The sequence below is a fragment of the Bradyrhizobium sp. 1 genome, assembly GCF_023073315.1.
In the GTDB taxonomy this organism is placed as follows: Bacteria; Pseudomonadota; Alphaproteobacteria; order Rhizobiales; family Xanthobacteraceae; genus Bradyrhizobium.
In genome coordinates, this window is record NZ_JADPJH010000014.1 from 270,438 (window position 1) to 297,160 (window position 26,723).

28 protein-coding genes and 1 tRNA gene are annotated in these 26,723 nt (G+C 63.6%); 16 read left to right on the forward strand and 13 right to left on the reverse strand.

Features of this window, described 5'->3' with window-relative positions; genetic code table 11:
* Positions 1–156: 156 nt before the first annotated feature.
* Positions 157–1,413, forward strand: coding sequence for an O-antigen ligase family protein (locus IVB29_RS09885; protein WP_247503206.1), 1,257 nt, complete (start codon positions 157–159; stop codon positions 1,411–1,413).
* Here IVB29_RS09885 and IVB29_RS09890 read toward each other — a convergent pair.
* Entirely contained in the window at positions 1,382–1,858 is a 477-nt protein-coding gene (locus IVB29_RS09890; RefSeq protein ID WP_247503207.1) for a MarR family transcriptional regulator, read from the reverse strand. The two genes, IVB29_RS09885 and IVB29_RS09890, sit on opposite strands and share 32 nt — an antisense overlap.
* Before the next feature lie 147 nt (positions 1,859–2,005).
* Between IVB29_RS09890 and IVB29_RS09895 the strand changes: the two genes are divergently transcribed.
* From IVB29_RS09895 to IVB29_RS09905, 3 genes are all read left to right on the forward strand, one after another.
* Complete coding sequence (locus tag IVB29_RS09895) at positions 2,006–3,202, forward strand: FAD-dependent monooxygenase (RefSeq protein WP_247503208.1); 1,197 nt, start codon at positions 2,006–2,008, stop codon at positions 3,200–3,202.
* A gap of 151 nt (positions 3,203–3,353) precedes the next feature.
* Positions 3,354–4,250 (forward strand): SDR family oxidoreductase, encoded by an 897-nt coding sequence (locus tag IVB29_RS09900; protein ID WP_247503209.1) that lies wholly within the window; start codon positions 3,354–3,356, stop codon positions 4,248–4,250.
* A 4-nt stretch (positions 4,251–4,254) separates the two neighbouring features.
* Positions 4,255–5,211 carry a zinc-binding alcohol dehydrogenase family protein gene (locus IVB29_RS09905; protein ID WP_247503210.1) on the forward strand — a complete coding sequence of 319 codons (957 nt, stop codon included), beginning with the start codon at positions 4,255–4,257 and terminating at the stop codon, positions 5,209–5,211.
* Between the two features lie 67 nt (positions 5,212–5,278).
* Here the strand turns inward: IVB29_RS09905 and IVB29_RS09910 are convergent, their stop codons facing one another.
* Positions 5,279–5,752 (reverse strand): MarR family winged helix-turn-helix transcriptional regulator, encoded by a 474-nt coding sequence (locus IVB29_RS09910; protein WP_247503211.1) that lies wholly within the window; start codon positions 5,750–5,752, stop codon positions 5,279–5,281.
* Between the two features lie 103 nt (positions 5,753–5,855).
* Here IVB29_RS09910 and IVB29_RS09915 point away from each other — a divergent pair, with 103 nt between their 5' ends.
* Together IVB29_RS09915 and IVB29_RS09920 are read left to right on the forward strand one after the other, a co-directional pair.
* Positions 5,856–6,224: an antibiotic biosynthesis monooxygenase family protein gene (locus IVB29_RS09915; RefSeq protein WP_247503212.1), complete on the forward strand. Its 369-nt coding sequence runs from the start codon at positions 5,856–5,858 to the stop codon at positions 6,222–6,224.
* Between the two features lie 151 nt (positions 6,225–6,375).
* A complete protein-coding gene (locus IVB29_RS09920; RefSeq protein WP_247503213.1) occupies positions 6,376–6,816 on the forward strand; it encodes a hypothetical protein in 441 nt (146 codons plus the stop codon).
* A 12-nt stretch (positions 6,817–6,828) separates the two neighbouring features.
* Here IVB29_RS09920 and IVB29_RS09925 read toward each other — a convergent pair whose 3' ends face one another.
* The 4 genes from IVB29_RS09925 to IVB29_RS09940 are packed head-to-tail and all read right to left on the reverse strand — an operon-like array spanning position 6,829 to position 10,853.
* Complete coding sequence (locus IVB29_RS09925) at positions 6,829–8,004, reverse strand: saccharopine dehydrogenase NADP-binding domain-containing protein (RefSeq protein ID WP_247503214.1); 1,176 nt, start codon at positions 8,002–8,004, stop codon at positions 6,829–6,831.
* 13 nt (positions 8,005–8,017) lie between these two features.
* On the reverse strand, positions 8,018–9,196 hold the full coding sequence (locus tag IVB29_RS09930; RefSeq protein ID WP_247503215.1) for a saccharopine dehydrogenase NADP-binding domain-containing protein: 1,179 nt from the start codon (positions 9,194–9,196) through the stop codon (positions 8,018–8,020).
* 10 nt (positions 9,197–9,206) lie between these two features.
* Positions 9,207–9,989 (reverse strand): DUF169 domain-containing protein, encoded by a 783-nt coding sequence (locus IVB29_RS09935; protein WP_247503216.1) that lies wholly within the window; start codon positions 9,987–9,989, stop codon positions 9,207–9,209.
* 60 nt (positions 9,990–10,049) lie between these two features.
* The gene (locus tag IVB29_RS09940; protein ID WP_247503525.1) at positions 10,050–10,853 is read right to left on the reverse strand and encodes a YdcF family protein; all 804 of its coding nucleotides are present in this window, start codon (positions 10,851–10,853) and stop codon (positions 10,050–10,052) included.
* Between the two features lie 132 nt (positions 10,854–10,985).
* Here IVB29_RS09940 and IVB29_RS09945 point away from each other — a divergent pair, with 132 nt between their 5' ends.
* The 3 genes from IVB29_RS09945 (at position 10,986) to IVB29_RS09955 (ending at position 12,888) form a co-directional block, all read left to right on the forward strand.
* Positions 10,986–11,927: an acetamidase/formamidase family protein gene (locus tag IVB29_RS09945; protein WP_247503217.1), complete on the forward strand. Its 942-nt coding sequence runs from the start codon at positions 10,986–10,988 to the stop codon at positions 11,925–11,927.
* Positions 11,928–12,126: 199 nt separating this feature from the next.
* A complete protein-coding gene (locus IVB29_RS09950) occupies positions 12,127–12,324 on the forward strand; it encodes a hypothetical protein (protein ID WP_007603456.1) in 198 nt (65 codons plus the stop codon).
* 72 nt (positions 12,325–12,396) lie between these two features.
* Positions 12,397–12,888, forward strand: coding sequence for a GcrA family cell cycle regulator (locus tag IVB29_RS09955; protein WP_247503218.1), 492 nt, complete (start codon positions 12,397–12,399; stop codon positions 12,886–12,888).
* A gap of 330 nt (positions 12,889–13,218) precedes the next feature.
* Here IVB29_RS09955 and IVB29_RS09960 read toward each other — a convergent pair whose 3' ends face one another.
* Complete coding sequence (locus tag IVB29_RS09960; RefSeq protein WP_247503219.1) at positions 13,219–14,775, reverse strand: porin; 1,557 nt, start codon at positions 14,773–14,775, stop codon at positions 13,219–13,221.
* A 410-nt stretch (positions 14,776–15,185) separates the two neighbouring features.
* Between IVB29_RS09960 and IVB29_RS09965 the strand changes: the two genes are divergently transcribed.
* Positions 15,186–15,692 carry a MarR family transcriptional regulator gene (locus IVB29_RS09965; RefSeq protein ID WP_247503220.1) on the forward strand — a complete coding sequence of 169 codons (507 nt, stop codon included), beginning with the start codon at positions 15,186–15,188 and terminating at the stop codon, positions 15,690–15,692.
* Positions 15,693–15,702: 10 nt separating this feature from the next.
* Here IVB29_RS09965 and IVB29_RS09970 read toward each other — a convergent pair whose 3' ends face one another.
* The 3 genes from IVB29_RS09970 to IVB29_RS09980 all read right to left on the reverse strand — a co-directional run bounded on the left by IVB29_RS09970 (position 15,703) and on the right by IVB29_RS09980 (position 19,127).
* Positions 15,703–16,818: a dienelactone hydrolase gene (locus IVB29_RS09970; protein WP_247503221.1), complete on the reverse strand. Its 1,116-nt coding sequence runs from the start codon at positions 16,816–16,818 to the stop codon at positions 15,703–15,705.
* A gap of 285 nt (positions 16,819–17,103) precedes the next feature.
* Complete coding sequence (locus IVB29_RS09975; RefSeq protein ID WP_247503222.1) at positions 17,104–18,075, reverse strand: SDR family NAD(P)-dependent oxidoreductase; 972 nt, start codon at positions 18,073–18,075, stop codon at positions 17,104–17,106.
* A gap of 143 nt (positions 18,076–18,218) precedes the next feature.
* Positions 18,219–19,127: a dihydrodipicolinate synthase family protein gene (locus IVB29_RS09980; protein WP_247503223.1), complete on the reverse strand. Its 909-nt coding sequence runs from the start codon at positions 19,125–19,127 to the stop codon at positions 18,219–18,221.
* A gap of 407 nt (positions 19,128–19,534) precedes the next feature.
* Between IVB29_RS09980 and IVB29_RS09985 the strand changes: the two genes are divergently transcribed.
* Positions 19,535–19,702: a hypothetical protein gene (locus IVB29_RS09985; protein ID WP_244547641.1), complete on the forward strand. Its 168-nt coding sequence runs from the start codon at positions 19,535–19,537 to the stop codon at positions 19,700–19,702.
* 122 nt (positions 19,703–19,824) lie between these two features.
* On the opposite strand, the gene IVB29_RS09990 is transcribed toward IVB29_RS09985, so the two are convergent.
* Positions 19,825–20,799: an alpha/beta fold hydrolase gene (locus tag IVB29_RS09990; protein WP_247503224.1), complete on the reverse strand. Its 975-nt coding sequence runs from the start codon at positions 20,797–20,799 to the stop codon at positions 19,825–19,827.
* A gap of 125 nt (positions 20,800–20,924) precedes the next feature.
* On the opposite strand from IVB29_RS09990, the gene IVB29_RS09995 reads away from it, so the two are divergent.
* A complete protein-coding gene (locus IVB29_RS09995; protein WP_247503225.1) occupies positions 20,925–21,548 on the forward strand; it encodes a TetR/AcrR family transcriptional regulator in 624 nt (207 codons plus the stop codon).
* Positions 21,549–21,685: 137 nt separating this feature from the next.
* Here the strand turns inward: IVB29_RS09995 and IVB29_RS10000 are convergent, their stop codons facing one another.
* Complete coding sequence (locus IVB29_RS10000) at positions 21,686–22,438, reverse strand: GntR family transcriptional regulator (protein ID WP_346731274.1); 753 nt, start codon at positions 22,436–22,438, stop codon at positions 21,686–21,688.
* A 125-nt stretch (positions 22,439–22,563) separates the two neighbouring features.
* On the opposite strand from IVB29_RS10000, the gene IVB29_RS10005 reads away from it, so the two are divergent.
* From IVB29_RS10005 to IVB29_RS10020, 4 genes are all read left to right on the forward strand, one after another.
* Positions 22,564–23,955 carry an MFS transporter gene (locus IVB29_RS10005; protein ID WP_247503227.1) on the forward strand — a complete coding sequence of 464 codons (1,392 nt, stop codon included), beginning with the start codon at positions 22,564–22,566 and terminating at the stop codon, positions 23,953–23,955.
* A complete protein-coding gene (locus IVB29_RS10010) occupies positions 23,952–25,061 on the forward strand; it encodes an FAD-dependent monooxygenase (RefSeq protein WP_247503228.1) in 1,110 nt (369 codons plus the stop codon). Before IVB29_RS10005 ends, IVB29_RS10010 begins: the two co-directional genes overlap by 4 nt.
* Positions 25,058–25,585, forward strand: a complete 528-nt coding sequence (locus IVB29_RS10015) for a hypothetical protein (protein ID WP_247503229.1) — start codon at positions 25,058–25,060, stop codon at positions 25,583–25,585. Before IVB29_RS10010 ends, IVB29_RS10015 begins: the two co-directional genes overlap by 4 nt.
* 389 nt (positions 25,586–25,974) lie before the next feature.
* Positions 25,975–26,052: transfer RNA gene (locus IVB29_RS10020), tRNA-Pro, on the forward strand.
* 82 nt (positions 26,053–26,134) lie between these two features.
* On the opposite strand, the gene IVB29_RS10025 is transcribed toward IVB29_RS10020, so the two are convergent.
* The gene (locus IVB29_RS10025) at positions 26,135–26,713 is read right to left on the reverse strand and encodes a MerR family transcriptional regulator (protein ID WP_247503230.1); all 579 of its coding nucleotides are present in this window, start codon (positions 26,711–26,713) and stop codon (positions 26,135–26,137) included.
* Positions 26,714–26,723: the final 10 nt, after the last annotated feature.

Here is a 26,723-nt window from a genome sequence, read left to right on the forward strand (position 1 = left end):
CGAGCCCCGCTGTCATCGCCCGGCTTGACCGGGCGATCCAGTAATCGCCGGCAGCGGAAACTGCCACGAATGGCTCGGCGTACTGGATGCCCCGCCTCCGCGGGGCATGACAGTGGAAGTCGTGGCGTGCGAGTTGAGTAAAAGCGTGAGCGTGTGATGGCGTATGCGGCGACAGCCGGGGAGATGAATGCAGCGGTTCGCGCTGCGCCCGGCGTGCTGGCCCTCCAGCGCGCGCTGGTGTGGCTGGTCGGCGCCTCCGGCGCCATCGTCTTCATCGAGCCCAGCCCCTACGAGATCGTGACGCTGCTCGCCACCGTCACCTTCTTCGCCACCGGCCTGCGCCTGCGGCTCGTGCTGATGCCGCTGATCCTGATGCTGGTGCTGCTCAATGTCGGCTACACCGTCAGCGCGATCCCCTTGTTCGAGCAATCCGAGGTGGTGAGCTGGATCGCGACATCCTGGTACATGGCGGTCACTGTCATGTTCTTCGCGATGGTCACGTCTGAGGACACCGCGGCCCGGCTCGACATGCTCCGCCGCGGCCTCGTGGTCGGCGCGATGATTGCCTCGCTCTCGGCTATCGCAGGCTATTTCAACCTCGTTCCCGGCGGTCACGATCTCCTGACGCTCTACGAGCGCGCGCGCGGCACGTTCAAGGACCCGAACGTGCTCGGCGCCTTCCTGATCCTGCCGGCGCTGTTCGCGCTCCAGAGCGTGGTCCTGGACAAGTTCCGCAAGGCATTCCGCAACGTCTTCGCGTTCGGCATCATGTCGCTGGCAATCTTGCTCGCCTTCTCCCGCGCCGCCTGGGGCGGGCTGGTGCTGACCTCGGCCTTCATGCTGGCGCTGATGGTGCTGACCAGCCGCACCAACGCGCAGCGCTCGCGCATCATCGTCATGGCGATCGTCGCCGCGGTGCTGGGCCTCGCACTGATCGCAGTGCTGCTGTCATTCGACGCCACCGCCGAGATGTTCAAGCAGCGCGCGAGCTTCGACCAGAGCTATGACGAAGGCCGCTTCGGCCGTTTCGGCCGGCACATCCTGGGTGCGGAAATGGCGCTCGACCTGCCGTTCGGCATCGGGCCCCTGCAATTCCACCGGTTCTTCCCCGAAGACACTCACAACTCCTATCTCAACGCCTTCATGTCCGGCGGCTGGCTCTCCGGCATGTGCTATCCCGCGCTGGTCTTCACCACCGTGATCATGGGCTTCCGGCACATCTTCGTCCGCCTGCCCTGGCAGCGCGCTTATCTGGCGGTGTTCTCCGCCTTCATCGGGACCGTCGGCGAGAGTTTTGTGATCGACACCGACCACTGGCGCCACTTCTGGATGATGCTGGGCGCGATGTGGGGCATGATCGCGGCCGCGCAGATCTACAAAGTCAAATCTCGCGACGAAGCTTCTTCAGTTTGAGCTCGGGACGCTTCTCCGGCGGCGTATCGATCAAGCCCTTCAGTGCCGCGGTCGCAGCCAGCACGCCCCTGTAGCCCTCGGTCGCGAAGCGCAGCAGCAGACGCAGTTCCTCATCGGAATAGGCGCCAAACACCTTTTCCATTGCCTGCTGCATCGGCATGTAGAGCTGGCCGATCTTCATCGCCTGCTCCGGCACGACGGAAATGAAGACCTTGCGGCGGTCTTTCTCGTCCCGCTCGCGGCGCACGAGCCCGGCCTTCTCGAGCCGGTCAATCACGCCGGTGATCGCGCCCGTCGTCAGCCCGGTGACCTCGGCAAGCCGGCCCGCGGTAACGCGTCCCTCGAGATACAGGATGTCCATGCATTCGAGGTCGGAGTTTGCAATTCCCGCAACGTTGGCAACCGTTTGGCCATAGAGCACGCCCTGGGCGGACGACCGCCGCATGGCCTCTTCCAATTGCCCCAACAACGCCGTGCGCGCCTTCGTCCTTGACAAGACCGACCTCATATCTTAGTCGATATATATCTTAGCCACTAAGTTATTTAGCGACCGTAATTCCTCCTAGCACCACGGAAACGTCGGGAGCAAGCCATGTCCTATCGTCCCCGCAAGGCCCTGATCATCGGCGCCGGCATCGCCGGGCCCGTCGCAGCGATCCTGCTGCGCCGCGCCGGCATCGAATCCGCGATCTACGAGGCCTGGCCCTACTCGAAAGGCATCGGCGGCGGCCTTCAGATCGCACCAAACGGCATGCATGTGCTGGACGAGATCGGGCTTGGGAACGAGTTGATCAGCCGCGGCTCGATCGCGGAGTCCTTCGACTTCTATTCGCAAGGTGGCGAACGGCTGGGCTCGATCAACCGCGACATGGCGCGGCGCTTCGGTCAGCCCGCGGTCAACGTCTGCCGCGCCACGCTCAACGAAATCCTGATCGACAAGGCCTGGTGCGCCTGCGTCTCGCTCCATTTCGAGAAGCGCCTGATCAAGATCGAGGATCGCGGCGACCAGCCGATCATCGCCTATTTCGCCGACGGCACCACGGCCGAAGGCGATTTCCTGATCGGCGCCGACGGCGTGCACTCGATCGCGCGCCGCCAGGTGGTGCCGGACGGGCCGACGCCTTTCGACACCGGCCTGATCGGCTTCGGCGGCTTCGTGCCGCACGCCGTGCTCGACGGTCGGTCAATCGGCCGGCACGTCGAGACCACGTTCGGCCAGAGCGGCTTCTTCGGCTACGGCTATTGCAGCCCCGATCCGAACGACGGCGTGATGTGGTGGAGCACGCAGCCGGCGCACGGCATGGATGCCGAGATGTTCCGCGCGCTCGCCCCATCGACGCTGAAGCAGCATCTGCGCGGCTTCCATCACGGCTGGCACGATCCGATCCCTGATATCATCGAGGCCGCCGAGGACATCGTCGTCACCGACACGCTCGATGTCGCGACCCTGCCGACCTGGTCGCGCAAACGCTCGCTGCTGATCGGCGACGCCGCGCACGCGACCAGCCCCCATGCCGGCCAGGGCGCCTCGCTTGCGCTGGAGGACGCGATGCGGCTTGCGCGGCTGATGCAGGAGGGCCAGGAGCTCAGCGCCACCTTTAGGGCATTTGAGGCCGAGCGCCGCCCGCGCACGGAGAAGATCGTCGCGATGGCGCGCCGCAACGGCAACAGCAAACGCGAGTTCAGCGCCACCGGCGCATGGATGCGCAATCAAATGATGAAATGGCTGTTGCCGCTGGGCTCGAAGAGCATGGAGTTCATGTACGCGTATGACGCGCGGGCGGTGTAAGCGCATCAGGTCGAACCGTAGCCGGCCTCGTCATGGGCGGCGCAAGAAGGACCAATCGCAGAGCGTTGAAGCACGGTCACCACGAAATCATATTGACATTATAGTGTCATTTACAACATAAGCTGCATAACTGTCTTGGAAAGACCATCCCATGATTGCAGTGACCGGTGCCACCGGCCAACTCGGCCGGCTTGTCATCCATTCCTTGTTGAAGGCTGTGCCAGCACAGCAGATTACCGCCGTCGTCCGAGATCCAGTCAAAGCAGAGGCCGTCAAGGCTGAAGGTGCTGCCGTCCGCTCAGGCGACTACGACGATCCCACGGGGCTGGAATGTGCTTTCGCCGGCGTAAAGAAGCTGTTGCTGATCTCGGCTGGCGAGCCTGGCAAGCGGGTTCGCCAGCATGAGAACGCGATCACCGCGGCGAAAAAGGCTGGGGTTGAGCTGATCGCCTATACCAGCTTGCTGCATGCAGACATTTCGACACTGGAGCTTGCCGCCGATCATCGAGCGACCGAGACGCTGCTGAAGGCGAGCGGTGTGCCACATGTGTTGCTGCGCAACGGCTGGTACACCGAAAACTATCTCGGTGCGCTGCCAATGGCGCTTGCGCACGGGGCGTTTGTCGGCTGCGCCGGCGAAGCACGCATCACATCGGCGAGCCGCCTGGACTACGCGGATGCCGCCGCCGCAGTCCTGACGTCACAGGCCGATCCATCGGGCAAGATTTACGAATTGGCAGGCGACGAGCCCTACACGCTTGCCGAACTGGCGGCCGAAGTTGCGCGCCAGACGGACAAACCAATCGTCTACAGGAACGTGTCAGAAGCAGGGTTTGGTGAGGCGCTCATTCGCGCGGGCCTGCCCGAGCCGGTGGCGCGCATGCTCGTCGGGTTCGACATCGCAGCGGCAAAGGGCGATCTGTTCGACGATCGCCGCAACTTGAGCGACCTTATTGGTCGCCCCACGACGCCGCTGCGCGCAGCGGTCTCCGATGCACTTGCAGCGGTGGCCTTCCAAGCGCCACCGCCTGTCGCCATGAAGGGATAGTCAAATGCGGGCCGCGATTGTTCATTCGTTTGGTTCTTCACCGAGCTTTGGCGAGTATGCAGAGCCTCGCGCGGGGGCTGGCGAGACGGTCATCAACGTTCTCGCCGCGCCCCTTAGTCCGATCGTGAAAAGCCTGGCCGCGGGCAAGCACTACACGAGCAACACCAGTTCGGGCGGTGCTGGCTTTGTCCCCGGCGTAGATGGGGTCGGGATGAATTCCGCCGGAGAGCGGGTGTATTTCATGTTTCCCAAGCCACCATTCGGCTCCATGGCTGAGAAGTCGCTGGTCGCATCGAGCGCGACCGTGCCTGTGCCCGATGGTATTGACGACGCGCGGGCGGCCGCCGTCGTAACTGGCGGGCTCTCTTCCTGGGTCGCGCTCACGCGCCGCGCCAAGTTCGTGCGGAGCGAGGCCGTGCTGATTAACGGTGCGACCGGATCAGCGGGAAGTCTGGCGGTTCAGATCGCCTCCTATCTTGGCGCCAGCAGGATCATCGTGACCGGGCGAAATGCGACCAAGCTCGCCGCGTTCCCCAAGACGGTCGAGACAATTCAGCTGGACGAAAATGCGGACGCTTCGCTGCGGCGCGCGTTCTCCGAAAAGATCGATGTGGTCCTGGACTATCTCTGGGGAGAGCCCGCAACCAGAGTAATCACTGCAGCAACGGAAGGACGCGGATCTCGTAGCGGAGAACCTGCCCTTCGCTACGTCCAGCTTGGCTCAATCGCCGGAGAAACAATCCCGCTTTCGGCGCACGCGCTGCGCAGCTCTGGTCTGGAGATTCGTGGCAGTGGGATCGGCAGTCTCTCGATGTCGGAACTGATCTCGGGAGCCGGAGAACTCCTGGCGGCTCTACCGGCCGGCGGTTTTGACACGCCTGTGAAGACGTTGCCACTAACCGCGATAGCCGAGGCTTGGGACGACGCTGCGGATGATCATCGGATTGTCTTCCGACCGTAGACCGGCTCAAGCTTCGGAGCCCCGATCGTTCGGCTGCACCTGAGCTGACGTCGGCACGACGATTCGCTCAGACCCCTGTAGCACTCTCTTCGTCTTCGAGCTTCTTGCGCAGCGCCTTCATGAGGCGACCGGCGGTCCTGACGTCTTCCATCGGCAGACCTTGCACAAGGGAGTTGATTCTGGGGGCATACAGGCGGATGGCCGCGTCGTAAGTCTTCTGTCCCTTGTCCGTGAGCACCACAAGGTGGGCGCGACGGTGATGTGGATTGGGTTCAAACGTAACGAGCCCTTCCTGGGCCAGGTCATTGACGATGCGCTGAACGTTCTGGCGGTTCGCTCCGAGGTCGCGGGCAAGCCACGCGACCGGCTGCGCGCGGTCTGCGGCTACGATTGCCCCCAGAATCTGCCAGCGGGCGCTGGTCAGGCCGAGCGGAGCCACCAGCCGATCGCCCCACGTCACGGTCAGGTTGTTGACCCTGAACAGATCGAGAATGAGATCGGTCAAGGCATCACCGGCCGGAGATCGCTTCGTAGCACGCATATGTCACCATATAATTTGATTGACACCATGATGTCAAAATGATTATCTGTGGCATCGACACCGACACCATCATGTCACATTGAACCAGACGCCGGAGTTTGTCATGCCCCTTATGCGCTCACTCGATGCTGTCTTCCCCATCGAACGCCAGCTGGAGCTTGACGCTTCTCCCGTCGTGTTGGTGAACGTCTTTACCCTCGACAGCGCTGACGAGCAGACGTTCCTGCGTGCCTGGACCGATGATGCACAGTTCATGAAGCGGCAGCGGGGCTGCATCTCGATCCAGCTGCACCGCGCGATCGGCGCGAGCCCGACCTATCTCAACTACGCGGTCTGGGAATCGATGGCAGATTTTCGGGCTGCGTTCGGACATCCGGAATTCAGAACAAAGCTCACGGCTTACCCGGACTCAGCCGTCGCTGTCCCGCATCTTTTTCAGAAGGTCGGGGTGCCCGACATCTGCGTCGCATGAGACGGCAGGATCGGCAATTGCAGGTCATGAACCGCTGACCAAATTCGCCGCACCGAGATCCGGCGCACGATCCATGGCGTCCGCATCGCGCTCACCGCAGTCGTATCAGCGCTCGGATGCCGGCGGTCATCCGGTGGAAGGAACCAAAGCAATGACCAAGGTGATTCATCCCATTGCAGGCGTGATCGCGCTTCTGACTATCTCGACATTTTGGCTCGCAACCGCGTTCAGCGAGCTTTTCGCATCCCAAGCCGTCATCACTGCCGTCAAGATCGCCATACCATGGGGCTTTCTTTTGCTGGTCCCGGCACTGGCCGTGACGGGGGGCACAGGCGTTACGCTGGCGCAGGGTCGGAGAGCCGGTCTGGTCGGCGCGAAGGTCAAGCGAATGCCGTTTATCGCCGGCAACGGCATCCTGGTCCTCATCCCCGCCGCACTTTTTCTCGCACATAAGGCGAGCGCCGCCGAGCTTGATGCGCTCTTCTATGCGGTGCAGGCTCTCGAGCTTGCCGCCGGAGCTGTGAACATCACCTTGCTCGTGCTCAACATGCGGGACGGCTTGAGAATGAAACGTCGGTTCCGCCGCCCGTGAGAAGCGAAGCGCCTACCGCTCCACCTCGAACCTCAGCCCTGCATTCTCCCGCAGCCGCTTGATCAGCTTGTGCTGCATCGCTGCGCCTGGCGTCCAGAGACCGGCCGGGACATCAGGCGTGTCGCGCAACAGGCAGATCGCGCATTCGGAAATCATCTTCGCCGTTGACGCATAGCCGGGATCGAGATCGCCCTTCACCGCCGCGCGAACCTGGCGGCCATCGGGCGCAATTGCGACATAGAGCAGGTCGTAATGCCCGTTCTCGCGCTCTTCCTTCGACGGTCCCTCGCCGGGCTTGAGCGCCTCCGGGCCGGTCTTTTCGCTGTTGGCCGCCATGACGAGCTTCGCGTTAACCTGCCCCTCATCGCCTGCCCCCGTCAGCACCATCTCGTCGTAGACAAAATCCCTGCCATACGGGAATCCCATCAGCATGTTGGAGCGATGGACATTGCGCGTGTTGAGGATCGCCATCGCGAACGGGGCGGACCAGGATTGCAAATCCTCCTCGAAAACGGGCTTGTTGCCGCGCGGCTGTTTCGGCCCTTCGAAGCCGGGTGTGAATGCAAAGGGGTCCTTGAGGATCGACACCAGGCTGAGGTCCTGCGCGACCGCTTCGAAGGTGACCCTTGCACTTGCCGAGGTGCCGCCGGAGAACTTCCAGCTGATGCCGCGGACGCGCCCCTTGACGCGCGGTGCCGGCGCTCCGAACACGCGCCTTGCTTCTTCCTGAACGAAGAACGCACCGAGCTCGAACGGGATGGAATCGAAGCCGCAGGAGAACATGATGCGCGCGCCGCTCGCCTTGGCGGCCGCCTCGTGCTTGTCGATCATCTGCTTCAGCCAGATCGGCTCGCCACAGAGATCCATGTAGTCGGTGCCCGACGCGACGCAGGCGGCGAGCAGATCGGATCCGTAAAGCTGGTAAGGACCGACAGTGGTGACGACCAGCCTCGCCTGATCGACCATCGCGCGCAACGACGCGGGATCGGCTGCGTCCGCAACAATGAGCGGCGTCTCCGCGGGCGCGCCGATCGCATCGCGAACGGAGGCGAGCTTGCCTCTGCTGCGCCCCGCCATCGCCCATGTCGGGGCGCCGTCGCCGACATAATGCGCGGCGAGGTACTCGGCAACGAGCTGGCCGGTGTAACCGGTTGCGCCGTAGACGACGATGTCGAGCTTCGCGGACACGGATCGATCGGCCTTATGCTTCCACTGCGAAAGTCAGCCCCGCATTGTCACGCAGCCGCTTGATCAGCTTGTGCTGCATCGCTGCGCCCGGCGTCCAGAAGCCGGCCGGGACATCTGTCACCTCACGCAGCATGCACATCGCGCATTCGGAGATCATCTTCGAGGTCGAGCCGTAGCCGGGATCGCGGTCGCCGGTGACGCCTGCGCGAACCATGCGGCCGTCGGGCGCGATCGCGACATAGAGCAAATTGAAGAGCCCGTTCTCGCGCTCTTCCTTCGACGGTCCCTCGCCCGGCTTCGGCGCATTCGGGCCGGTCTTTTCGCTGTTGGCCGCCATGACACGCTTGGCATTGGCCTCACCGTTCTCGCCGGGCCCCGTCAAAACCATCTCGTCGTAAACAAAATCCTGGCCGTAGGGAAAGCCCATCAGCATGTTGGAGCGATGGACGTTGCGGGTATTGATCAGCGCCATCATGAACGGCGCGGCCCAGGATTGCAGGTCCTCCTCGAGCAGCGACCTGTTGCCCTTCGGCTGCTTCGGACCGGTGAATCCAGGCGTCAGCGCGAACGGGTCGTTCAGGATCGCGATCAGGCTGATGTCTTTGGCAACAGCATCGAAGGTCGCCTTCGCGCTCGCCGCGGTGCCGCCCGACAGCGTGCCGCGCATGTCGCGCACGCGGCCTTTCACGCGCGATGCCGGCGCGCCGAATACGCGCTTGGCCTCTTCCTGTACAACAAAGGCACCGAGCTCGAACGGCACGGAATCGAAGCCGCAGGAAAACACGATGCGCGCGCCGCTCTCCTTGGCTTCCGCCTCGTACTTGTCGATCATCTGCCGCATCCAGATCGGCTCACCGCAGAGATCGAAATAATCCGTGCCGGTGGCAACGCAGGCCGCGAGCAATTCTTCGCCATAGAGCTGATACGGACCGACGGTGGTGATGACAGACATCGTCTGCTCCGCCATCGCCTTCAGCGAGGCGGCGTCCGACGCATCCGCGACGATCAACGGCGTATTCCCGGGCGCACCGACCGCATCGCGAACCGACTTCAACTTGCCGAGGCTACGGCCTGCCATCGCCCATTTGAGCTGCTTGTCGCCCTTGTAATGCTGGGTCAGATATTCGGCGACGAGCTGACCGGTGAAACCGGTCGCGCCGTAGACAACGATATCGAATTTCGCAGAGCTCATGGTCGGCCTTTTATTTCTTTGCGTAACTCACGCCCATGCCGGCACGGACGTCGCTTTGAATACCATAGGGCGGGATCGGATAGCGCAGGCCGTTCTTCGCCAGCGCCTTCATGCCCTCGACCGCCTTGGCGAGATGCGCAGGCTTCAGCGCCATCAGCATCTCCTCGTCCGGCACGCCGCCATAGCGCCGTTCGGCATAGCATGGCAAGGACAGGCTGGGCTCGCCGCTCTTGAGCGCCCGTCCCCAGGAATCCGCGCAAGCGGTTTCGCCGACCACGCCCCATTCGAACTTCTTGTAGCCGGTATATTGCAGCCCGTTGATCAGGATGATCATCTGCCCGGGCGTCGCGTAGACGAGGCAGATGTCGGGCGGATCGAGCCTTCCGCTGGCGAGCGGACTGACCGCGAGCGCCTGATAGTGCCCGAACGGAACCACGTCCAGCGCCTCCTGGCGCTTGCGCGCGTCTTCTGCCGTGCCGTGCCAGACCCCGACATAGTTCTCGCCGGCAAGCCATTTTTCGTCCTGCGGTGCGAGACCGATCACCGCGCGGCACTGCGCACCGACGAGATCGTCGCCGGTGATGCCGACGGTCCAGCCGAGCCGCGAAGCCATGCTGACGATCTGGTCGGTGGTGTGGACCGCATTCGGCCGACGGATTTTCGGGATCGCTTCCATGTCCGCAGCCTGCGCGAACAGCTTCATGCCGATGACCGTCGTCTTCAGCCGCAACAGGCTGTTGAGATCGGCGACGAGGCCGGCAAGATCGATTGGTTCAGCGGCCTGCTGCTGCATGACGTCCTCCCGGCCCGGCGGTCACGCGCCGGTCTGTGTTCTTGTTGTACGGCTCTCGTTTTAGTCCTTGCCCGGTCCCGGAAGCAACTCGCCGGTGCGCCCCATGACGCGATACGCCAAAAGGCCGATCCATTCGCGCACGGCGACGTCGGTCTTGCCGAGCCCATCGGCGCCATTGCGCGTGAACGCGAAAAGCTCGTCGCGCCCGCCCATCCGCCAGTCGACCGGATAGGCCTCGACGTCAAATCCGGCCTTGCGAAAAATCCCCATCGAGCGCGGCATGTGGAAGGCGGAGGTGACCAGCAGCCACCGCTCGCCCGGTTTCGGTGCCACCAGCTGTTTCGTGAAGATCGCATTCTCCCAGGTGTTGCGGGAGTCGCGCTCGAGGATCAGCCGCTCCTTCGGGATACCCAGGCTCTCCAGGATCGGCGCGGAGTAGTCGGCTTCCCTCGCCTCGGTCGAGATCAGGTTCGCCGTGCCTCCGGTGAAGACGATGCGCGCATTCGGATAGCGGCGCGCAAGCTCGGCCGGCGCCAGCATGCGATCGGCGGCGTGCGAGACCACCGGCGTGCGATGCGCCGCCGACAAATCGGTATCGACGGAACCGCCGAGCACGATGATGCCGTCGGGCGCCCCGCGCGACCGGTCCCATGCCGGAAAGCGCGACTCCAGCGGATAAAGCAGGAGATTGCCGAGCGGCGAGAACGTGGCGAGCACAAGCAGGACCAGGGTGGTCACGGCCAGCTTGCGGCCGAGCGCGGCAAAGCGCGTCACCATCAGCACGAGCGACAGGATTCCGAGCTCGACCAGGAGATTGATCGGGAGCAGCGCAATCCCGAGGGTCTTGGAAAGGACGAAGTACAGGGGAGCCTCGCTGGGATGATCGTGCGATACCCGGGCTTGACCGGCCCGTCCATCTTCAGAAATCTTCTTGAAAGAGGATCGATCGCCCGGTCAAGCCCGGGCATAACAAGTCAAACTGATTGGACGCGGCAAATGACCCATCACCACCTGCATTCCAGCCCCGAGACCTGCCATTGGGGCTTCTTCGAAGCCGCGCTCAAGCCCGTCCTCACCGTCAAAAGCGGCGACGAGGTCACGGTCGACACCATCAGCGGCGGTCCCGACATGCTGCCCGACCGCGACACATTCCATATTCCGCCGGAGATGTACGAGGTTCACGCCAAAAGCGAGCGCATGCTGCCCGGTCACATCCTCACCGGCCCGATCGCGGTCGAGGGCGCCGAGCCCGGCGACGTGCTCGCGGTCGAGATCCTCGACGTCCAGCTCCGGCAGGATTGGGGCTGGAACATGATCAGGCCGCTGTCGGGCACCCTGCCCGACGATTTCCACGAGACGCGCATCCTCAACATCCCGCTGGACCGGTCGCGCATGGTCGGCCGAATGCCCTGGGGACTCGACCTGCCGCTCAAACCGTTCTTCGGCGTGATGGGCGTGTCGCCGCCGCCGGCCTGGGGCCGTATCTCCTCGCTGGTCCCGCGCGCCATGGGCGGCAATCTCGACAACAAGGAGCTCGGCGCGGGTGCGACGCTGTACCTGCCGGTGTTCGTGCCGGGCGCGATGTTCTCCTGCGGCGACGGGCACGGCGTGCAGGGCGACGGCGAGGTCTGCGTCACCGCGATCGAGACCGCGCTCCAGGGCCGCTTCCGCCTGACGCTGCGCAAGGACCTCAGATTCGATTATCCCCGCGCCGAGACGGCGACGCATTACATGACCATGGCGATGGACCCCGACCTCGACCAATGCGCGGTGCGTGCACTCCGTGACATGATCGTGCTGCTCGGCGAGAGGCGAAACCTGTCGCGCGAGGACGCCTACACGCTGTGCAGCCTGGCCGCCGATCTCAGGGTGACCCAGACCGTCAACGGCTCCAAGGGCATCCATTGCATGATCGAAAAGGCGATCGTGCACGGCTGAGCCGGCCCGCATCCCCTCAACCGTTGACGCCGCGCCGCCGCCCGCAGTCCCGCGCGGGCCGCGGCCTTGCGTCAATTTTCGCCAGCGATTCCAATTGGCTGGACCACCGCATGAGTCCGGATTTGACTTCTACCCCCGAACCTAAATAGAGTCTTAATCGTTACTTTTATGTACCTGCGTAAGAGGCTAGCGTTTAGGCATGGCCACCGAAAAAGCCGAGACTGACCGCATTCCCGTAACCTTGGCGCTCTCGACTATCACCTATTTGGAGAAGTTGGTGAGACAGGGCACCCACGGCACCAGCGTTCCCGGCGTCGCACGAACACTGATCGAGGAAGGCATCCGTCTCGCCATCAAGGACGGGCTTTTGTCGATTCGCGACAACGGCAGAACGTGAGCGCGCGCCGGACGTGAGGCGGACGGATCTCGAGAGGCGGATGGCCGACATCTGCAACCTGGGACCGCTACAATGCCTGTTCTCTCACCGACGTCTTCACCGACCTGGACCAACGAACGAATTGAACTTCTGAAGCGGCATTTCGAGGCCGGCCTCTCCTGCCGCGAGATCGCCGCCGACATCGGCGTCAGCCGCAACGCCGTAATCGGCAAATTGTCCCGGCTCAATCTCACGCGCGGACGGACGGTCGACGACCGCAAAGTCGTGGACAGGAGCTTTGCACCGGCCCGCGCACCCAGAGCCGTGCCGCGGCTGCAATATGAAATGCTCGCCACGATCTATGGCGAGACCGGCGCGCCCGTGGTCGCAGGTCCCATCGACGACGCCAACCGCTGCTCGCTGCTGGAGCTTGCCGAGAACCGCTGCCGCTGGCCGATCTCGACGCCGGGGGCGGACGATTTCTGCTTCTGCGGCAATAACGCGGCCGACGGCCAGTCCTACTGCGCCGGCCACAGCCGCCTCGCCTACCGGCCGAACTCGCGCGCCCGCATGATGCGCGGGTAAAGTCTTGTTTGACGCGTTTTCTTGACGCGAACCGGTATCCACTTCGCTCGAAAACGCTTTGGAGATCATATCCCCACAACGAAAAACCTCCGGCGGGGCATCACCGGAGGTTTCTGGAGGCTTAGCGTGAAGCTAAGAGCCGTCACTTTCATAATCGGCTGCAAGTTATATAGCTGATCAACTCAGGTAAGTAAATAAGTTTGAGGCCATCGAGCCGCATAGCTCGTCTTCGCGCCCCGCACGGCCCATCTGATTTTCAGAACTCAATTCTCATGAAAAAGCCCCGGCGGTTTCCCGCCGGGGCTTCGTCAACTCCAAAGACCTGTCAGCTTACCAGTTGCGCTGGGCGCGGATCAGCATGCTGTAGGTGTCCTGGTCCTTCAGCTCGTACGTGGCCGCGGGCTTCGCAACCGACGTCAGCGCCGGGGTCGTGATCACGCCCGAGTACTTCTGGTCGAGATGGCTGTAGGTGAAGTCAGCCGAGAAGGTCAGGTTCTTGACCGGGGTCCAGCGGGTGATGACACCCACCTGGCCGATGTTGAAGTCCGGGTTGCAGGTGCCGGTCAGGGTCGCGAACGAGGCGCTGCCGCAGATCAGACCCTTGGCCGTGCCGCTGTAGTTGACCGCGGCCCACGCGCCGTAGAGCGCCGTGTTCCAGTACGGGCTCCAGTTGTGGGTGTAGGCACCACGGAAGCCGTAGGTCTTGGTCAGCTCGAGGCCGCCGCCGGGACCGAACACCGCGTCAGACACGCCGGCAAAGCCGATGCTCTGATACGCGCCGCTTGAACCGCCGAACATCGAGTAGCTGGTCGCAGCCAGCTCCTGGAAGTTGTAGCGGCTCGCGCCGTCGGTGTAGACGCCCGAGATGTTGATCACGTCGCCGGCGCCGGTCGGGATGTTCTTGATCTGCAGAGCGAGCTGAACGGCCCAGCCCCACTTGTCTTCGGGGTGACCGGTGACTTCGCTCGCACCGTAGTAGCCGACATGGTTGTCGTGCGCAGCAACCGACGCCTGGAACAAGCCCCAGGCCTGGTCGACGCGAAGGGCGCCGACGAGGTCGGGAGCCCTGCTGCCGCCGAGATCGTTCGAACCGTAAGCACCGCCGAGGACGCCCGTCGTGCTCATGCCGGCCGTGTTGTAGATCGCGGTCTGGAACACCTGCGTCTGGTCCTGCGCCGAGAAGATCGCCGTGATGCCCTGGCCGAAATCGGCCGTGTAGGTGAACTGGGCAACACCGTTGGTGGTGCCGCTGCCGCCGACGAGCTGGTCGAAGTTGTTGCCGGGATAGTTGATCCAGGGCGCGTCGAACTGCGACACGGCCTTACCCATGGTGAAGCCGGCGAACTGGATGAAGGCGTAGTAGACGCCGAGGGCGCCGCCCGAGAGGTTGCCGTCGGTGCCGTTGACGTTGCCGCTGCCCGAACCGATGAGGCCGGTGCCGGCCGCGTTGAGGCCGAGCGTGCCGCTGTACTGGGTCGCGCCCGTGCCCGAACCGGCGCCGACATAGTTTCCGGTCGTCCAGGTGAAGACCGCGTCGAAGTAGGTGCGGACCACGCCGTACTCGGTCGCGGTGCGGGTGTCGATGTTCAGATCTTCACGAGCGCGCATCGAGTAGTAGTTGGTGAGGCGGTTGTTGGCCGCGAACACACCGTTGTACTGGGCGCTGTAGTTGCCGCCGGCATTGAGCGCGACTTCAGCACGCAGGTAGCCACCCAGCTTGATGCAGGTGTCGCTGCCCGGGATGTAGTAGAAACCCGCACCATAGAGCGTGCAGATCTTCACGTACTCGACGGCCTTGGCCTTGACCGGAAGATCGGCCGCCTGGGCACCACCCACGGCGATCAGACCCGCCGCAGTGCCGAGCAAAAGGCTCTTCACCATTTTCATTATAAAACCTCCAAGTTGCTCATTTTACGGAGACCGGACCGTCACGGCCCCCCAGATCCCCGGCTCTACAAATCCGCTCGGCCGCTTCGCGCTTTCGGACACACCCGCATTCGACGCGAGGGACGTGAGCGAACCAACTGCAACGGGACGATCGAGTACCCCCCACCGTCACGGGCCAATATGCCTGCGCCGTTCCGCTAATCAAAATAGTTTATTAGCTCAGCTTTGTGGTTTCACTAAACCTGTGCCCCCCGGGCAACACCGCGGCCGGGAAAAAAATACTGATCTGCTCATGTTTGTAATTTTAGTGACAAAATTACCCTGCTCTGCACTTGCGTCAGAGCAGGCTTGCGTGGACTATGGCCCTCCACGAACACCGGCCTGAAGAATCAGTTCACGGGAGTCACGCTGTGTCCGCGACGAGGAAAGAAGGAGCGCGCCTCCGCCCGATCGGCAATCTGGATATCATCAGGCGTTTCACCTGGGAGATATCGTCGATCAACATGCATCTGGAGGAGTTGCGTCAGTTCTGGGCGAGAACGCTCGGCATCAGCGGCCCGCAATGGCTCATCCTGATGGCGATCTCCGACCTCGACAAGGACGACGGCGTTCCCGTCAACGTGGTCTCCAAGCTGCTTCACGTCGACCCGTCCTTCGTCACCACCCAGTCCAAGCTGCTGGAGAAGAAGGGCCTGCTGCGCCGGCGGCCCTCGCCGACCGACGCCCGCGTTGTCAGGCTCTCGCTGGTCGACAAGACGCAGAAGCACATCGCGAGCCTCAACGATCAGTACAAGACGATCCGCGAATTCGTCTTCCAGGAGTTCGACGAGAACGAACTCACCGAATTCACCACCAAGCTCGCGACGCTGAAGACCCGGCTCGAAAAGGCCTGCGTCAGAATCTCCCTCGACCTCTGAGAGCCCGCGTTCAGATCCGCCGGCCGACGGCGCCGAGCTGCGATTCCAGCCAGTCGAAGATGTATTCGTTGGCAAGGCTCGGATTGTCCGCGTGAGCCTGCGCCGCGCCGGTCTCCGCCGCGGTGAACACCTTCAGCACGATATCGGAGCTGCCGAGCCGCGATTTCTGCACGATCTGGCGCGCCCGGTCGGCCTTGAGCCAGCCGTCTTCGCCAAGCGTGATCAGCACAGGGCAGTCAGCGCTGGAGGCCATCAGCGGTGCAGACGGCACCGGGACGATGGTGAGATCGCTCATCGCAAAGCGGCTGGCGAAGAAGGAACGTTCGTGCAGATCCCACAGCCCGCCGTCGCAGACGGCCGCGGCCAGCCGCGGCTCCTGCGTCACCGCCCGCGCGACAAAGGAAGAGCCCCACCCGTCCGCAACGATGGCGACGCGATCGAAATCGACGTCGCCGCGCGTTTCCAGATAGTCCATGACGCTGGCAATCGAGGTCTCGAGATCGCGGCGCTGCAGAAGCGTGTCGGTATAATCGTCGCGCTGGTCGCCGAGCAGATCCAGCGCCAGCATCGACAATCCGCGCTCGCGCGCATGCGGCGCCAGCTTGAACAGGAACTCCTCCTTGCGGTGGCCGGGCTCGCCGATACAGATCACGGCCGGAGCCCGCCCGCCCGCCGACGACGCGGGCAGGAAGTAGCCTTGCAACGAATGGTCCTCGACCCAGGGTATGGTCACGACTTCGCCGGCCGGCGCGCGCGCCGTGAGATAGCGGCGGGCGCATTCCTGCATCGCCAGCACCGCGACCCAGCGGCGCTCGTCGGCCTGGTCGAGCGGCATCGCCGCAGCACCGTAGTAGTTCAGAGCCCGCAGCCAGTTGCGCTGCGCGGTCGCCATGTGGCCCTCCGCGAACGCCGCCTCGGCACGGTGGCGGTTGGCCCGTGCAAGCTTCTTCCACTCGCGATGCCAGGATTGTTCGTCGCCGCGCTTGAGCTGCCGCGCGATCATCAGACATTCCGCGATGGTGGCGCCGCCCTCCTGGGCTGCGGTGAGGAGCCGCGCGAATTCAGCGGAGATGTCCTCTCTCTCCGGGCAAAGGGTCAAGTCGTCGGAGAGGCATGCGGGCATCATCGGGAGCTACGCTCTGTCATCGCGTTACCCCTGATTCACTAAACTATTTTGGTTCCCTGACCAAGCCGCCGTGCGCCGAATGAGAGCCGTTTGACATCACCATCGCTTGAACATCGGTTGAACGCGGGAATATGTTGCATGCGTAACATTCCGTTTCGTCATAGCGCCAAAAATTGGCAAGAGGTGGCACGTAAAATTACCGGCGTAATATGACCTGCCCTCTCTTGTTATGATGATCATCATACCTATGCGCGCACGATCGTTGACGATCTCAGCCAAACAGATTCAGCCGAGTTTCCAGCCGACCTCCTGCGTAAAACTTTCGTAGAAGGATCTTTCATAGGCCTGCTCCGGCGCAGCACGAACGCGCTCGTCAAGACGCTTTGCGTCCTCACCCACAAGAATGCGCCAGCGCTCCGCCTTGACCCCGTCGAGGATGATCTTCGCGGCCTGCGCAGCCGTCGTCGGCGCATCCTCGAGGAAGCTGCGGGCGCGCTCGGCGAACACCGCCTGGATGTCGTCGTCCGACATCTTGTCGGCATCCGGCACGCCGGCCGCGACCATGCGCTTGCGGGTCAGTACCACCTCGTCGGCGTTGAGGCGCTCCGAGCCATCGGCGCTCTGCACCTTGCGCGAGTTGGAGACGATCGAGGTGCCGATATGGCCGGGCATCACCACCGAGCATTTGACATGCGGCGCGTGCAGGCGGAGGTCGTTGATCAGCGCTTCGGTAAATCCCTTCACCGCGAACTTCGCCGAGCTGTAGGCAGTGTGCGCCTGTCCCATGCCGATCGAGGCCCAAAAGCCGTTGACGCTCGCGGTGTTGACGATGTGGGCTTCGTCGGCCGCGACCAGCATCGGCAGGAAGGTGCGCACGCCGAGATAGACCCCACCCCAGCAGATGTTGAAGGTGCGCTCCCACTGCTCGCGCGTGTTGGTGAACAGGCTGCCGCCGCCGCCGATGCCGGCGTTGTTGAACAACAGATGGATTTTGTCGGTCTTCTGCTGCTCGGCGAGCTCGTCGCGAAAACGCTTGAGGTGATCCTCGATCGAGACGTCGGCGACGTGCGTCGTGACGCGCAGCCCCTGCGGCAGCTTCTCGACCTCGCACAGCCGCCTGGTCTCGGCCATCGCGGCCTCCGAGACGTCGCACATCGCGACGTTGCAGCCCTCGGCAACGAGCTGCCGTGCGAGCTCGCGCCCCATTCCCGTTCCGCCGCCGGTGATCACGGCGATCTTTCCTGCAAAATCCTTCATGGGACTTTCGGCCCCTCCCCTTACCGGTTTGTTTCTTCATCGCTGCCCGTTCGTCGGGGCGCGCGCAAAATGTAGCAGCGCCGCATCCGCAGGTAAAAGCGGATCGGCGCTGCCGTTCGACATCCATTATTTCGACGCGCGGACTATTCGGCCGCCTCGACACGCTGCCCGCCCAACGCGGCAAGACCCTCCAGCGCCTTGCGGATCGCCGCTTGCTGCGCAGGCGATGCCTCCGGCATCGGCGCCCGCGGATAGGTCTTCGGCAGGCCCTGGAGCGTCTGGGCGTAGCGCGTGCAGGCCGGCAGATTGTCGGCAATGATCGCGTTCCACAGCGTCAGCAGCTTCTTGTGCAGGTCCAGCGCGCGCGGATGGTCGCCCGCCTTCACCGCATCCCACAGCGCGACGGAGGCGTGCGGCGCCGCGGTCAGGATCGCGGCGATCGAGCCATGGGCCCCGAGCGTGTAGGACGGGTACATCAGGGCATCGACTGCGCTGTAGATCAGCTTGTCCGGCGCCATCATCATGAGGTCCGCGAACAGTTTCAGATCGCCCGCGCTCTGCTTGACGCCGACCACCAGCGGCACCTCGGTCATGATCCGCGTCAGCAGCGCCGGCGACAGGTACGACCACGGCACCACGTTGTAGATGATGATGGGCATGCCGGTCTCATCAGCCATGGCGCGGAAATGCGCCACCATCGCCTCGTCGTCAGGCTTGAACAGATAGTGCACCGGCGTGACCTGGAGCGCTGCGACATTCATGTCGCGCACCAGCTTGCCGCGCCGGATCGCATCGCGCGTGGAGTCGACGATGATGCCGGCGATGACAGGGATGCGCCCCCTCACCGCTTCAACGGTCGCGGCGATCAGGTCGCGATATTCCGCGTGATCGAGCGTGTGGCCCTCGCCGGTGGAGCCGCCGGCCGCAACGCCGTGGGCGCCGGCACCGATCATCCAGTCGACCTGGGGCGCCACGAGAGTGTAGTCGATCTCGCCGTCTTTCCGGAACGGCGTCGTCATCGGCGGGATCACGCCGGTCGGTCGTGCCTTCATGGTCTGCCCTCGCGTTTCCTTGGGTCCTCTGGCGGTCCCGCTCTTTTTGACGGTCATCCGCACACTTCCGAGCCTATCGGCCAAGTTGGCCTTGTGAAGGGTGGCTGGCGCGGCGCTGCCCCTACAATCACTCATTACTCCGCACTTCGCGCATTCCGCCCCTTCTCCCGATCTCCGTATTTGTCCGGCTTCGGTTTTGGGGCATTTTTTTTACAATCCGAATCGTCAAATGGGGGTGGATGCTTGCGTCGAGTCGGCGTGTTGTTTGTGTCACAGGCTCTGGCACTCCGCTTGCATCCTCTTCGTGGTCTGAAACTACCGATGAGGTGACTGGAATGTTCGTGACCGTCGTAGCCGTGCTCTGCCGGCTTACCGCAGCTAGCTCAGGCAGTTGCGTGGAGGAAATCGTGACCGACAGCAACATGACGCCCGAAATGTCGATGATGGCGTGTGCGGTCGGCGCACAGGCGCCCTTGGCGAAATGGATGGGCGAGCATCCGATCTATCACACCAACTGGCGCCTCGACCGCTACAAATGCGTGCCGGGTCACTACGAGATCAAGGGCCACGCCTAAGGCCCGTAAAATTACGTCTATCGAGGAAACGCCCGGGGCAGCCTTTTCCCCGCGCGAGTTTGCAACGCCAGGCGGGCCCACCGAGGCTGCGCGCCCTGTGACATCAGTCACACCTCCCCTCTTCAAGCTATCGCACGCAGAATCAGCGCACGCGCCTGCCGCCCCTCCGGCGTCGGCATCAGCGCATAATTGTGCGGCTGGTCGCGAAGCAGATGCAGATCGACCGGGACGCCCACCGCCCTCGCCCGCTCCGCGAGATCGACGCTGTCGGGATAGAGCAGATCGCGCGTGCCCGAGAAAATCGTCATCGGCGGCAGTGCGCGGAAGGCACCGTTGAGCGGGCTGACGAAGGGATGGCCGACATCGAGCTCGCCGGCATACAACCGCCCCGCCTCGATGATCCCCGGAATGTCCTGGATCGGATCGCGGCCTGCGATCTCCATTTGCTCCGGACGGCTCACCGACGCATCGGCCGCAGGCGAGATCAATACCAGCCGGTTCGGCTGCCGATGCCCGCGATCGCGCAGCCACTGGCATGCGGCGAGCGCGAGGCCCGCGCCGGCGGAATTGCCGACCACCGTGACCTTTGCGGGCCCCGCATCTTCGAGCAGCATGCGCAACAGCTCGGCCGTCGCCGGCACGACGTCCTTCGCGGTGGCGCGCGGCGCGAGCGGATAGATCGGCACCACGCACACGACGCCCGCCTTCCGCGTCATCTGTCCGACAAAACGCCAATGCGCCGGCGCGATCTCGTTGATGTAGCCGCCGCCATGCAGGAACATGACGTGATTGCAGCCCTCATGGCCCGACGACGGCGCGGTGTAGTAGACCGGCCATCCCCCCATCTTGGTCAGGATCGCCTCGACGCCGCGCCCGAGCCCCGTCGGCTCGAACGTAACAGGCTCCAGCGCCAGCTTCTGCACATGCGCCTGCACGGCCTCTGCCGAGGCGAGCTGCTGCTTGTAGGGGAGCAGCCCGAGCAGCAGGTTGAGGGCACGGCTTTGCAAGCTCGGCGCGGGGTCGCGCGGCGCCCGTGCACCGAACACGCAGCCGCCGGGGCAAAACTGCAAAGCCGATACAAGTCTTGCAACGCTCATGGTCAGTTCTCCGCCTGGCCCGGCACTTCATATGGCGACAAAGAGGCTTGCCGACAGGACCCGATTTGCGACTATAATGCGAGCGATCACTCGCTTTTTCTACTCGCATTCGGGATCGCAAACCCATGGCGCGCACGCCGCCGACAAAGCCCCGGAAAAATGCACTGCAAGCGCGATCCCGCGCCACCGTCGACGCGCTGGTCGAGGCAACTGCTCGCATTCTGGTGCGCGAAGGCTTTGAGAAAACCAGCACCAACCGCATCGCCGACATCGCCGGCGTCAGCGTCGGCTCGCTCTACCAGTATTTTCCCAGCAAGGAGGCCCTCGTCGCCGCCGTGATCGACCGTCACAACGAGGAGATCATGGGCCTCGTCCGCACGGCGCTCACCGAGGTCGCCGACCTCCCGATCGACAAGGCCGTGCGAAAACTCGTCACCGTCGCGATCGAAGCCCATCGCATCAACCCGAAACTGCATCGCGTCCTCGCCGAGCAGATCCCGCGCACCGGACAACTCGCCGACGTCGAAGCCTTCAACCGCGAAATCCACACCCTGGTGCGCGCCTATCTCGAAAGCCGCCGCAAGGAGATGCGCAAGGTGGACGTCGACGTCGCGACGTTCATCTGCGTCAGCGCGATCGAGGCCGTCGCGCACAACACGGTGCTGAACGAGACGGAGGTGCTGTCGGAGAGGATGGTGCGGACACTGGTGGACGAGACGACGCGGATGGTGGTGGGGTATTTGAGGTAGCTTCCTCCGCATTCATCTGAGCCGTCAAGAACCGCCGTCAGATACCCTTTCCGCAGGCCCGCGGGCCGCTGAAAGGCCCGCAAGGTCGTGGAAACAGGGCGGGAAGCTCCGCTCCTCCCTTCCTGTGCGGCCCACCATCATTCCTTCAACACCCCAATCGGATAATCGAGCGCAATATCCAGCTCACTGCTAACCCCTCTCGTCATCACATCCTGTATCCGTTGCCGCCCAAGATCGGCGTGCGAGCGCCCCAGGGCATCCGCCTTGTCCGCATCCCTGTCCCTGATCGCAGCGACCATCGCGATGTGCTCGGTCAGGATCGTATTCATGTGCTTCTGATACGCAGCCCTCGAAGCAAAATGCTCCACATTGTAGGCCAGATAAGCAATCCGCAGCGCGAGCGTGAGCAGGTGGAGATAGTTGCGTTCGATCAGCTTGTTGCCGCAGGCGGCGGCGATCAGCGCGTGAAACCGCCAATTGCTGTCGTTCATCTCCTCCGTGCGGCCTGCGGCTTCATGCTGCTCGAATGCGACCCGCTCGGCATCGATCTCGGCGAGCTGCGCATCGGTTCGGCGTAGCGCCGCCCACCTGGTGACGAGCCGCTGGGTGATATCGAGCGCCTCGAGCATCTCGCGGACATCATCCCAGTTGAGACTTGCGACGCTGGCGCCGCGGTTCGGCAGCAGCACCACCAGCGATTCCGAGGCGAGCCTGACGAGCGCTTCGTGCACGGGTGTTCGCGAGAGCCCCAACCTTGCGGCAAGGACAGCCTCATCAAGCGGGGTCCCGGGTCGCAGGGTGAGCGACACGATCTCGCGCCGGAGCGCCGTATAGGCGAACTCGACGCCCTTCCCTTTGCCCGGCGGCGGAGGTGGTCTGCTGGCCATCATGAAATATCTTGCCTTGCTTTATTCATCGTGCATAAACTGTGCATGCACTGCCAATCCTATCACGGGGGCCGCGCAATGCGAGGGCGACTGCCGGGCCGTTTTCGCGCAAGCAAAGGATATCGTCCATGAGCATCACTGCCCAAGGGCTCGTTGCCCGAATCGACCGGCTACCTCCCTCCCGTTTCCACTTTCAAGTTCTTATCGTTGCTGGGCTTTCACTGTTCTTCGATACGCTGGACACGGCCGTCACCGGCTTTGCCTTCGCAGCTTTTCGGACCGAGTGGAACCTCGGCCCGCTCGCTCTCGGCGTGACATCGGCGATCGGGCTCAGCGGCTATCTGCTCGGATCCGTTCTTGTCGGCTTCGTCGCCGACCGGTTCGGGCGCAAAGCCGTCATGACCTGGAGCCTCGGCCTCTACTCACTGTTCTCGGCGTCCCGCGCGCTTTCCGGCGGCATCGAGGTCTTCTGCCTGCTCAACTTCTTCACATGGATCTTCGTCGGGATGGAGAGCTGCGTGGTGCCGCCCTATCTGGCGGAGCTGTGGCCCTCGCGGCTTCGCGGCCGCTTCAACGGCTGGATGATGTCCTTCTTCGCGATCGGCATCGCCCTGTCGCCCGTTTGGGCGCTGCTGCTGATTCCGACAGTCGGCTGGCGCTGGACGCTCGCGCTCACCTTCCCGTTTGCACTTCTGATCGGCCTGATGCGGACCTTCCTTCCGGAGAGCCCGCGGTGGCTGGTGAGCCAGGGCCGCACCGAGGAAGCCGAGCGGATTGTCGCGTCAATCGAAGCGCACGTGACCAGATCAAACGGCGGAGTTCTTCCACCTATCGTTCCGATCGCAGCGCCCATCGCCACCCGCCCGGTCAGCCGGCGCGAAATTATCGCACCCGCCATCCTGCCCGTGACCATCATGCTTTGGCTCGTGTGGTTCACCGAGTACGGAGTCCTTTACACCTTCCAATCCGTGCTTCCGACATTGCTCGCGATGGACGGTTTCTCCATCGTGCGATCGACCCAATTCACGGTCGTGATCTTTTCGGGCTTCATCCCCGGCTACATCGGTGCGGGCTACTTTCTCGATCTGGTCGGCCGGAAATATTGGCTGATGATCTGCTTTGCCGGGATCGGGATCTCCAGCACGCTGTTTGGCCTCGCGAATACGCCCATGACGATCATGGCCTGTGCGTGGTTCACCGCGTTCTTCCTCGGCAACGGTTCGACCTGCATCTACACCTACACGCCTGAACTCTATCCGACCGAGATTCGGACGACGGCGATGGGGATGGCATCGGCCTGGGGCCGCGTCGGCGGCATTCTCCTGCTGTTGGCGTTCGGCATCTTCGCCGTGCTGCACGGGCGGCTCGCGCTCTTCCTCGTGAGTGACGGCCTGCTGATCGCGAGCATCATCGTGGTGGCGCTGGTCGGACCCAACACCAAGGGCAAAACGCTTGAGGCGACGTCAGCGGCGCGCGACGTTCCAGCGCCGGCAAACGCCGTCGAGGCGCCGGCCGAATGACGCGGACAGCGATGATTGCCGGGGCCGGCTATGCCGGCCTCGCCGCGGCGGCGGTGCTCGCACGTGCGGGATGGCGCGTCTCCGTGCACGAGGCCGATCCCGAGCCAAGAAGCGTCGGCGCCGGCCTCTATGTCCACGGTTTCGTCCATGATGCCCTTCGCAAGACCGGTGCCTACGATGAGTTCATGCGTGGAGCATTCAAACCTGCCGCGCACTGCGTCTACATCGACGGCGTACGGCAATCGAATGCATCCACCGACGGAAACATCACCACCACGACCCGGGCGGCTCTTCATGTCGCGCTGATCGATGCGGCAAGGCGCGCCGGCGTCAGTATCGTTGGCGGATCGCGGTCCGTTGCGGCGGATCCGCGTGGCGCGTTGATCCTCGCAGACGGCGCCCGGCTCGCGGCCGATCTGGTCATCGCCGCCGACGGCGTGAGGTCGACCATCGCGCAAGCGCTGGACATTCCGATCACGCGCGTCGCGCACCAGGACGGCATCACGCGAATCCTTCTCGATCGCGACGGACTGCGCGACGACACATGGAATAGCATTCACGACTACTATGACTATCGGGGGCGTCCGTTGCGGGTGCTCTACACGCCGTGCGGCCCGGACGCATTTTATTTCTGCCTGATGGCGCCCATCACCGATCTCAAAGCAACGTCCGTTCCGATCGCCAGCACGCTTTGGACCGCGCGATTTCCTGATCTCGCGCCGGCATTGCGGCGGGTTGGCAGCGCAGGCCGCCACGACCGCTACGCAACGACGACGCTCTCGACTTGGTCGAGCGGACGCGCGGCGATCGTCGGCGATGCGGCCCATGCGATGCCCTCGAGCTTGGGGCAAGGTGCCGGCGTCAGCATCGTCAACGCCGTCGCGCTCGCGGAGGCCGTTGCCCACGCTGACGACATCGATGCCGCGCTTGGCGACTGGGAAGTCGCGATGCGCCCGATGGTCGAAGGGTGGCAGCGCCGGGTCGAAGACGTCGCCAGCCAACGCAGCCTCAGTCGCGCCGTTCGCCCGTCCGAGCAGCGGCTCGTCGAGCTCTCGTCCGAGGATTCGGATCGCAAACACGCCGGACAAGAAGGGACCAACGCATGACGCTCGTTCCAAGTGCATCCTGGTACACTGACATCATCACGGCCGTGGACCAGCAACAGGCCGGCATCAAGGATCATCTCGGTCGTCCCTGGGCGCAGCACTTCGAGCGCGTGGCGCTGCGCCTGATCTTCCGCAAACCGGACGCGACCCGCGCTCATATCGAATCGGCGCTTCTGCACGACGCGATGATGGAGCGTGGCGGCGGACGCGAGATGCTCAATTCTCTCGGCATCAGCCAGGAAGCGTGCGAGATCATCGACGTCACGACCCCGCCGCCGAATGCGGACTACTATCGTCGTTTCCAGGATGTGGGTCCTGCCGAATGCGCGATCTATCTCGACTATGTCAGAAAACTCTGCGCCTCCGGCAACCGTGCCGCAATCCAGATGAAGCTCGCCGACATCACCGACACCATCGAAGCCTGCCGCACCGGCCTGACGCCGCTGCTGATCGGTCAGTTCGTCAATCGCTACGAGCCGAGCCGGAAGTTGCTGGAGCAGGCGCTGGGGTCGGAGTTGGGCTGACGGAGAGCGCCGCCGGTCGTGGCCGGGGGCGACGGTTGCCACAAGTGGATGCGTAGACCTTCGGGACCGGCAGCCTTCATGTGCGTCAGCGCGGTCGAGGCGGTGGCGTCCTGACCCACGCTGCATGATGACATCATGCGCCTGTTTTGCCCGACGGGTCAAGCCAATTTCGGAAAAACATCATTCAACATCGGAAAAGCATTATCCAGCAAAGGCATCGCTACTGTGCATGGGGTTGTTTTCCGCATTTTGGTCTGCTGGCCACCACAGCAGCCATACGCCACGCTTTTCGCTACCTTCGTGGCAGTTCCGGGGCTGTGGGCGGGGACACCAAAATGCTGCGACCTCGCCTTGCGCATCGCGCCGATCCTAGCTAATGGAACGACGTTCGGAGCGTGGCGCAGCCCGGTTAGCGCACTAGTCTGGGAGACTAGGGGTCGGAGGTTCAAATCCTCTCGCTCCGACCATTTTTCTCAAAGCATCGGTCGGGTGGATGGACGGACGGGATAGAGCCTCCTGAAGGCGCTGACCCATGTGCGACGGTCGCCCCTACCCCTCGTTCAGCGCCTGGTCGAGCATCTCCCGGCAGGCCACGAGGTCGGCTAGTGCCCGCCCTAACCGTTCCCGGTCGAGCGCGCTGGGGCCGGCGGGCGCGGCTTGGGTGCCGCCCTTGCGGAAGGTGGTGAGGATGTCCTCGTCGTCGACCTCCGTGAAGCGGAAGTCGATGCCTTCCTCTTCGTCGCCCTGGTAGTCGTCCTCGTCGGCATCCGTGATGCCCTTGATGGGCGCCTCGTCGCCGGGCTCCATCAGGCTCGCGCCGATGGCGTCCTCGATGGCGCCGAAGGAGACCGCGGCTGCGCCGTCGGCGAGGCCCTGCACCGATTTGACGCCGTGCTCTTTCAGGATCCGCTGCACCCCGCGGATGGTGTAGCCCTCCCCGTAGAGGAGACGGCGGATGCCCTTGAGCAGGTCGACGTCGTCGGGGCGGTAATAGCGGCGGCCGCCGCTGCGCTTCATCGGCTTGATCTGGGAGAATCGCGTCTCCCAGAACCGCAGCACGTGCTGCGGGATATCGAGTTCCTGCGCTACTTCGCTGATGGTTCGGAACGCATCCGGCGCCTTGTCCAAATGCCAGTCC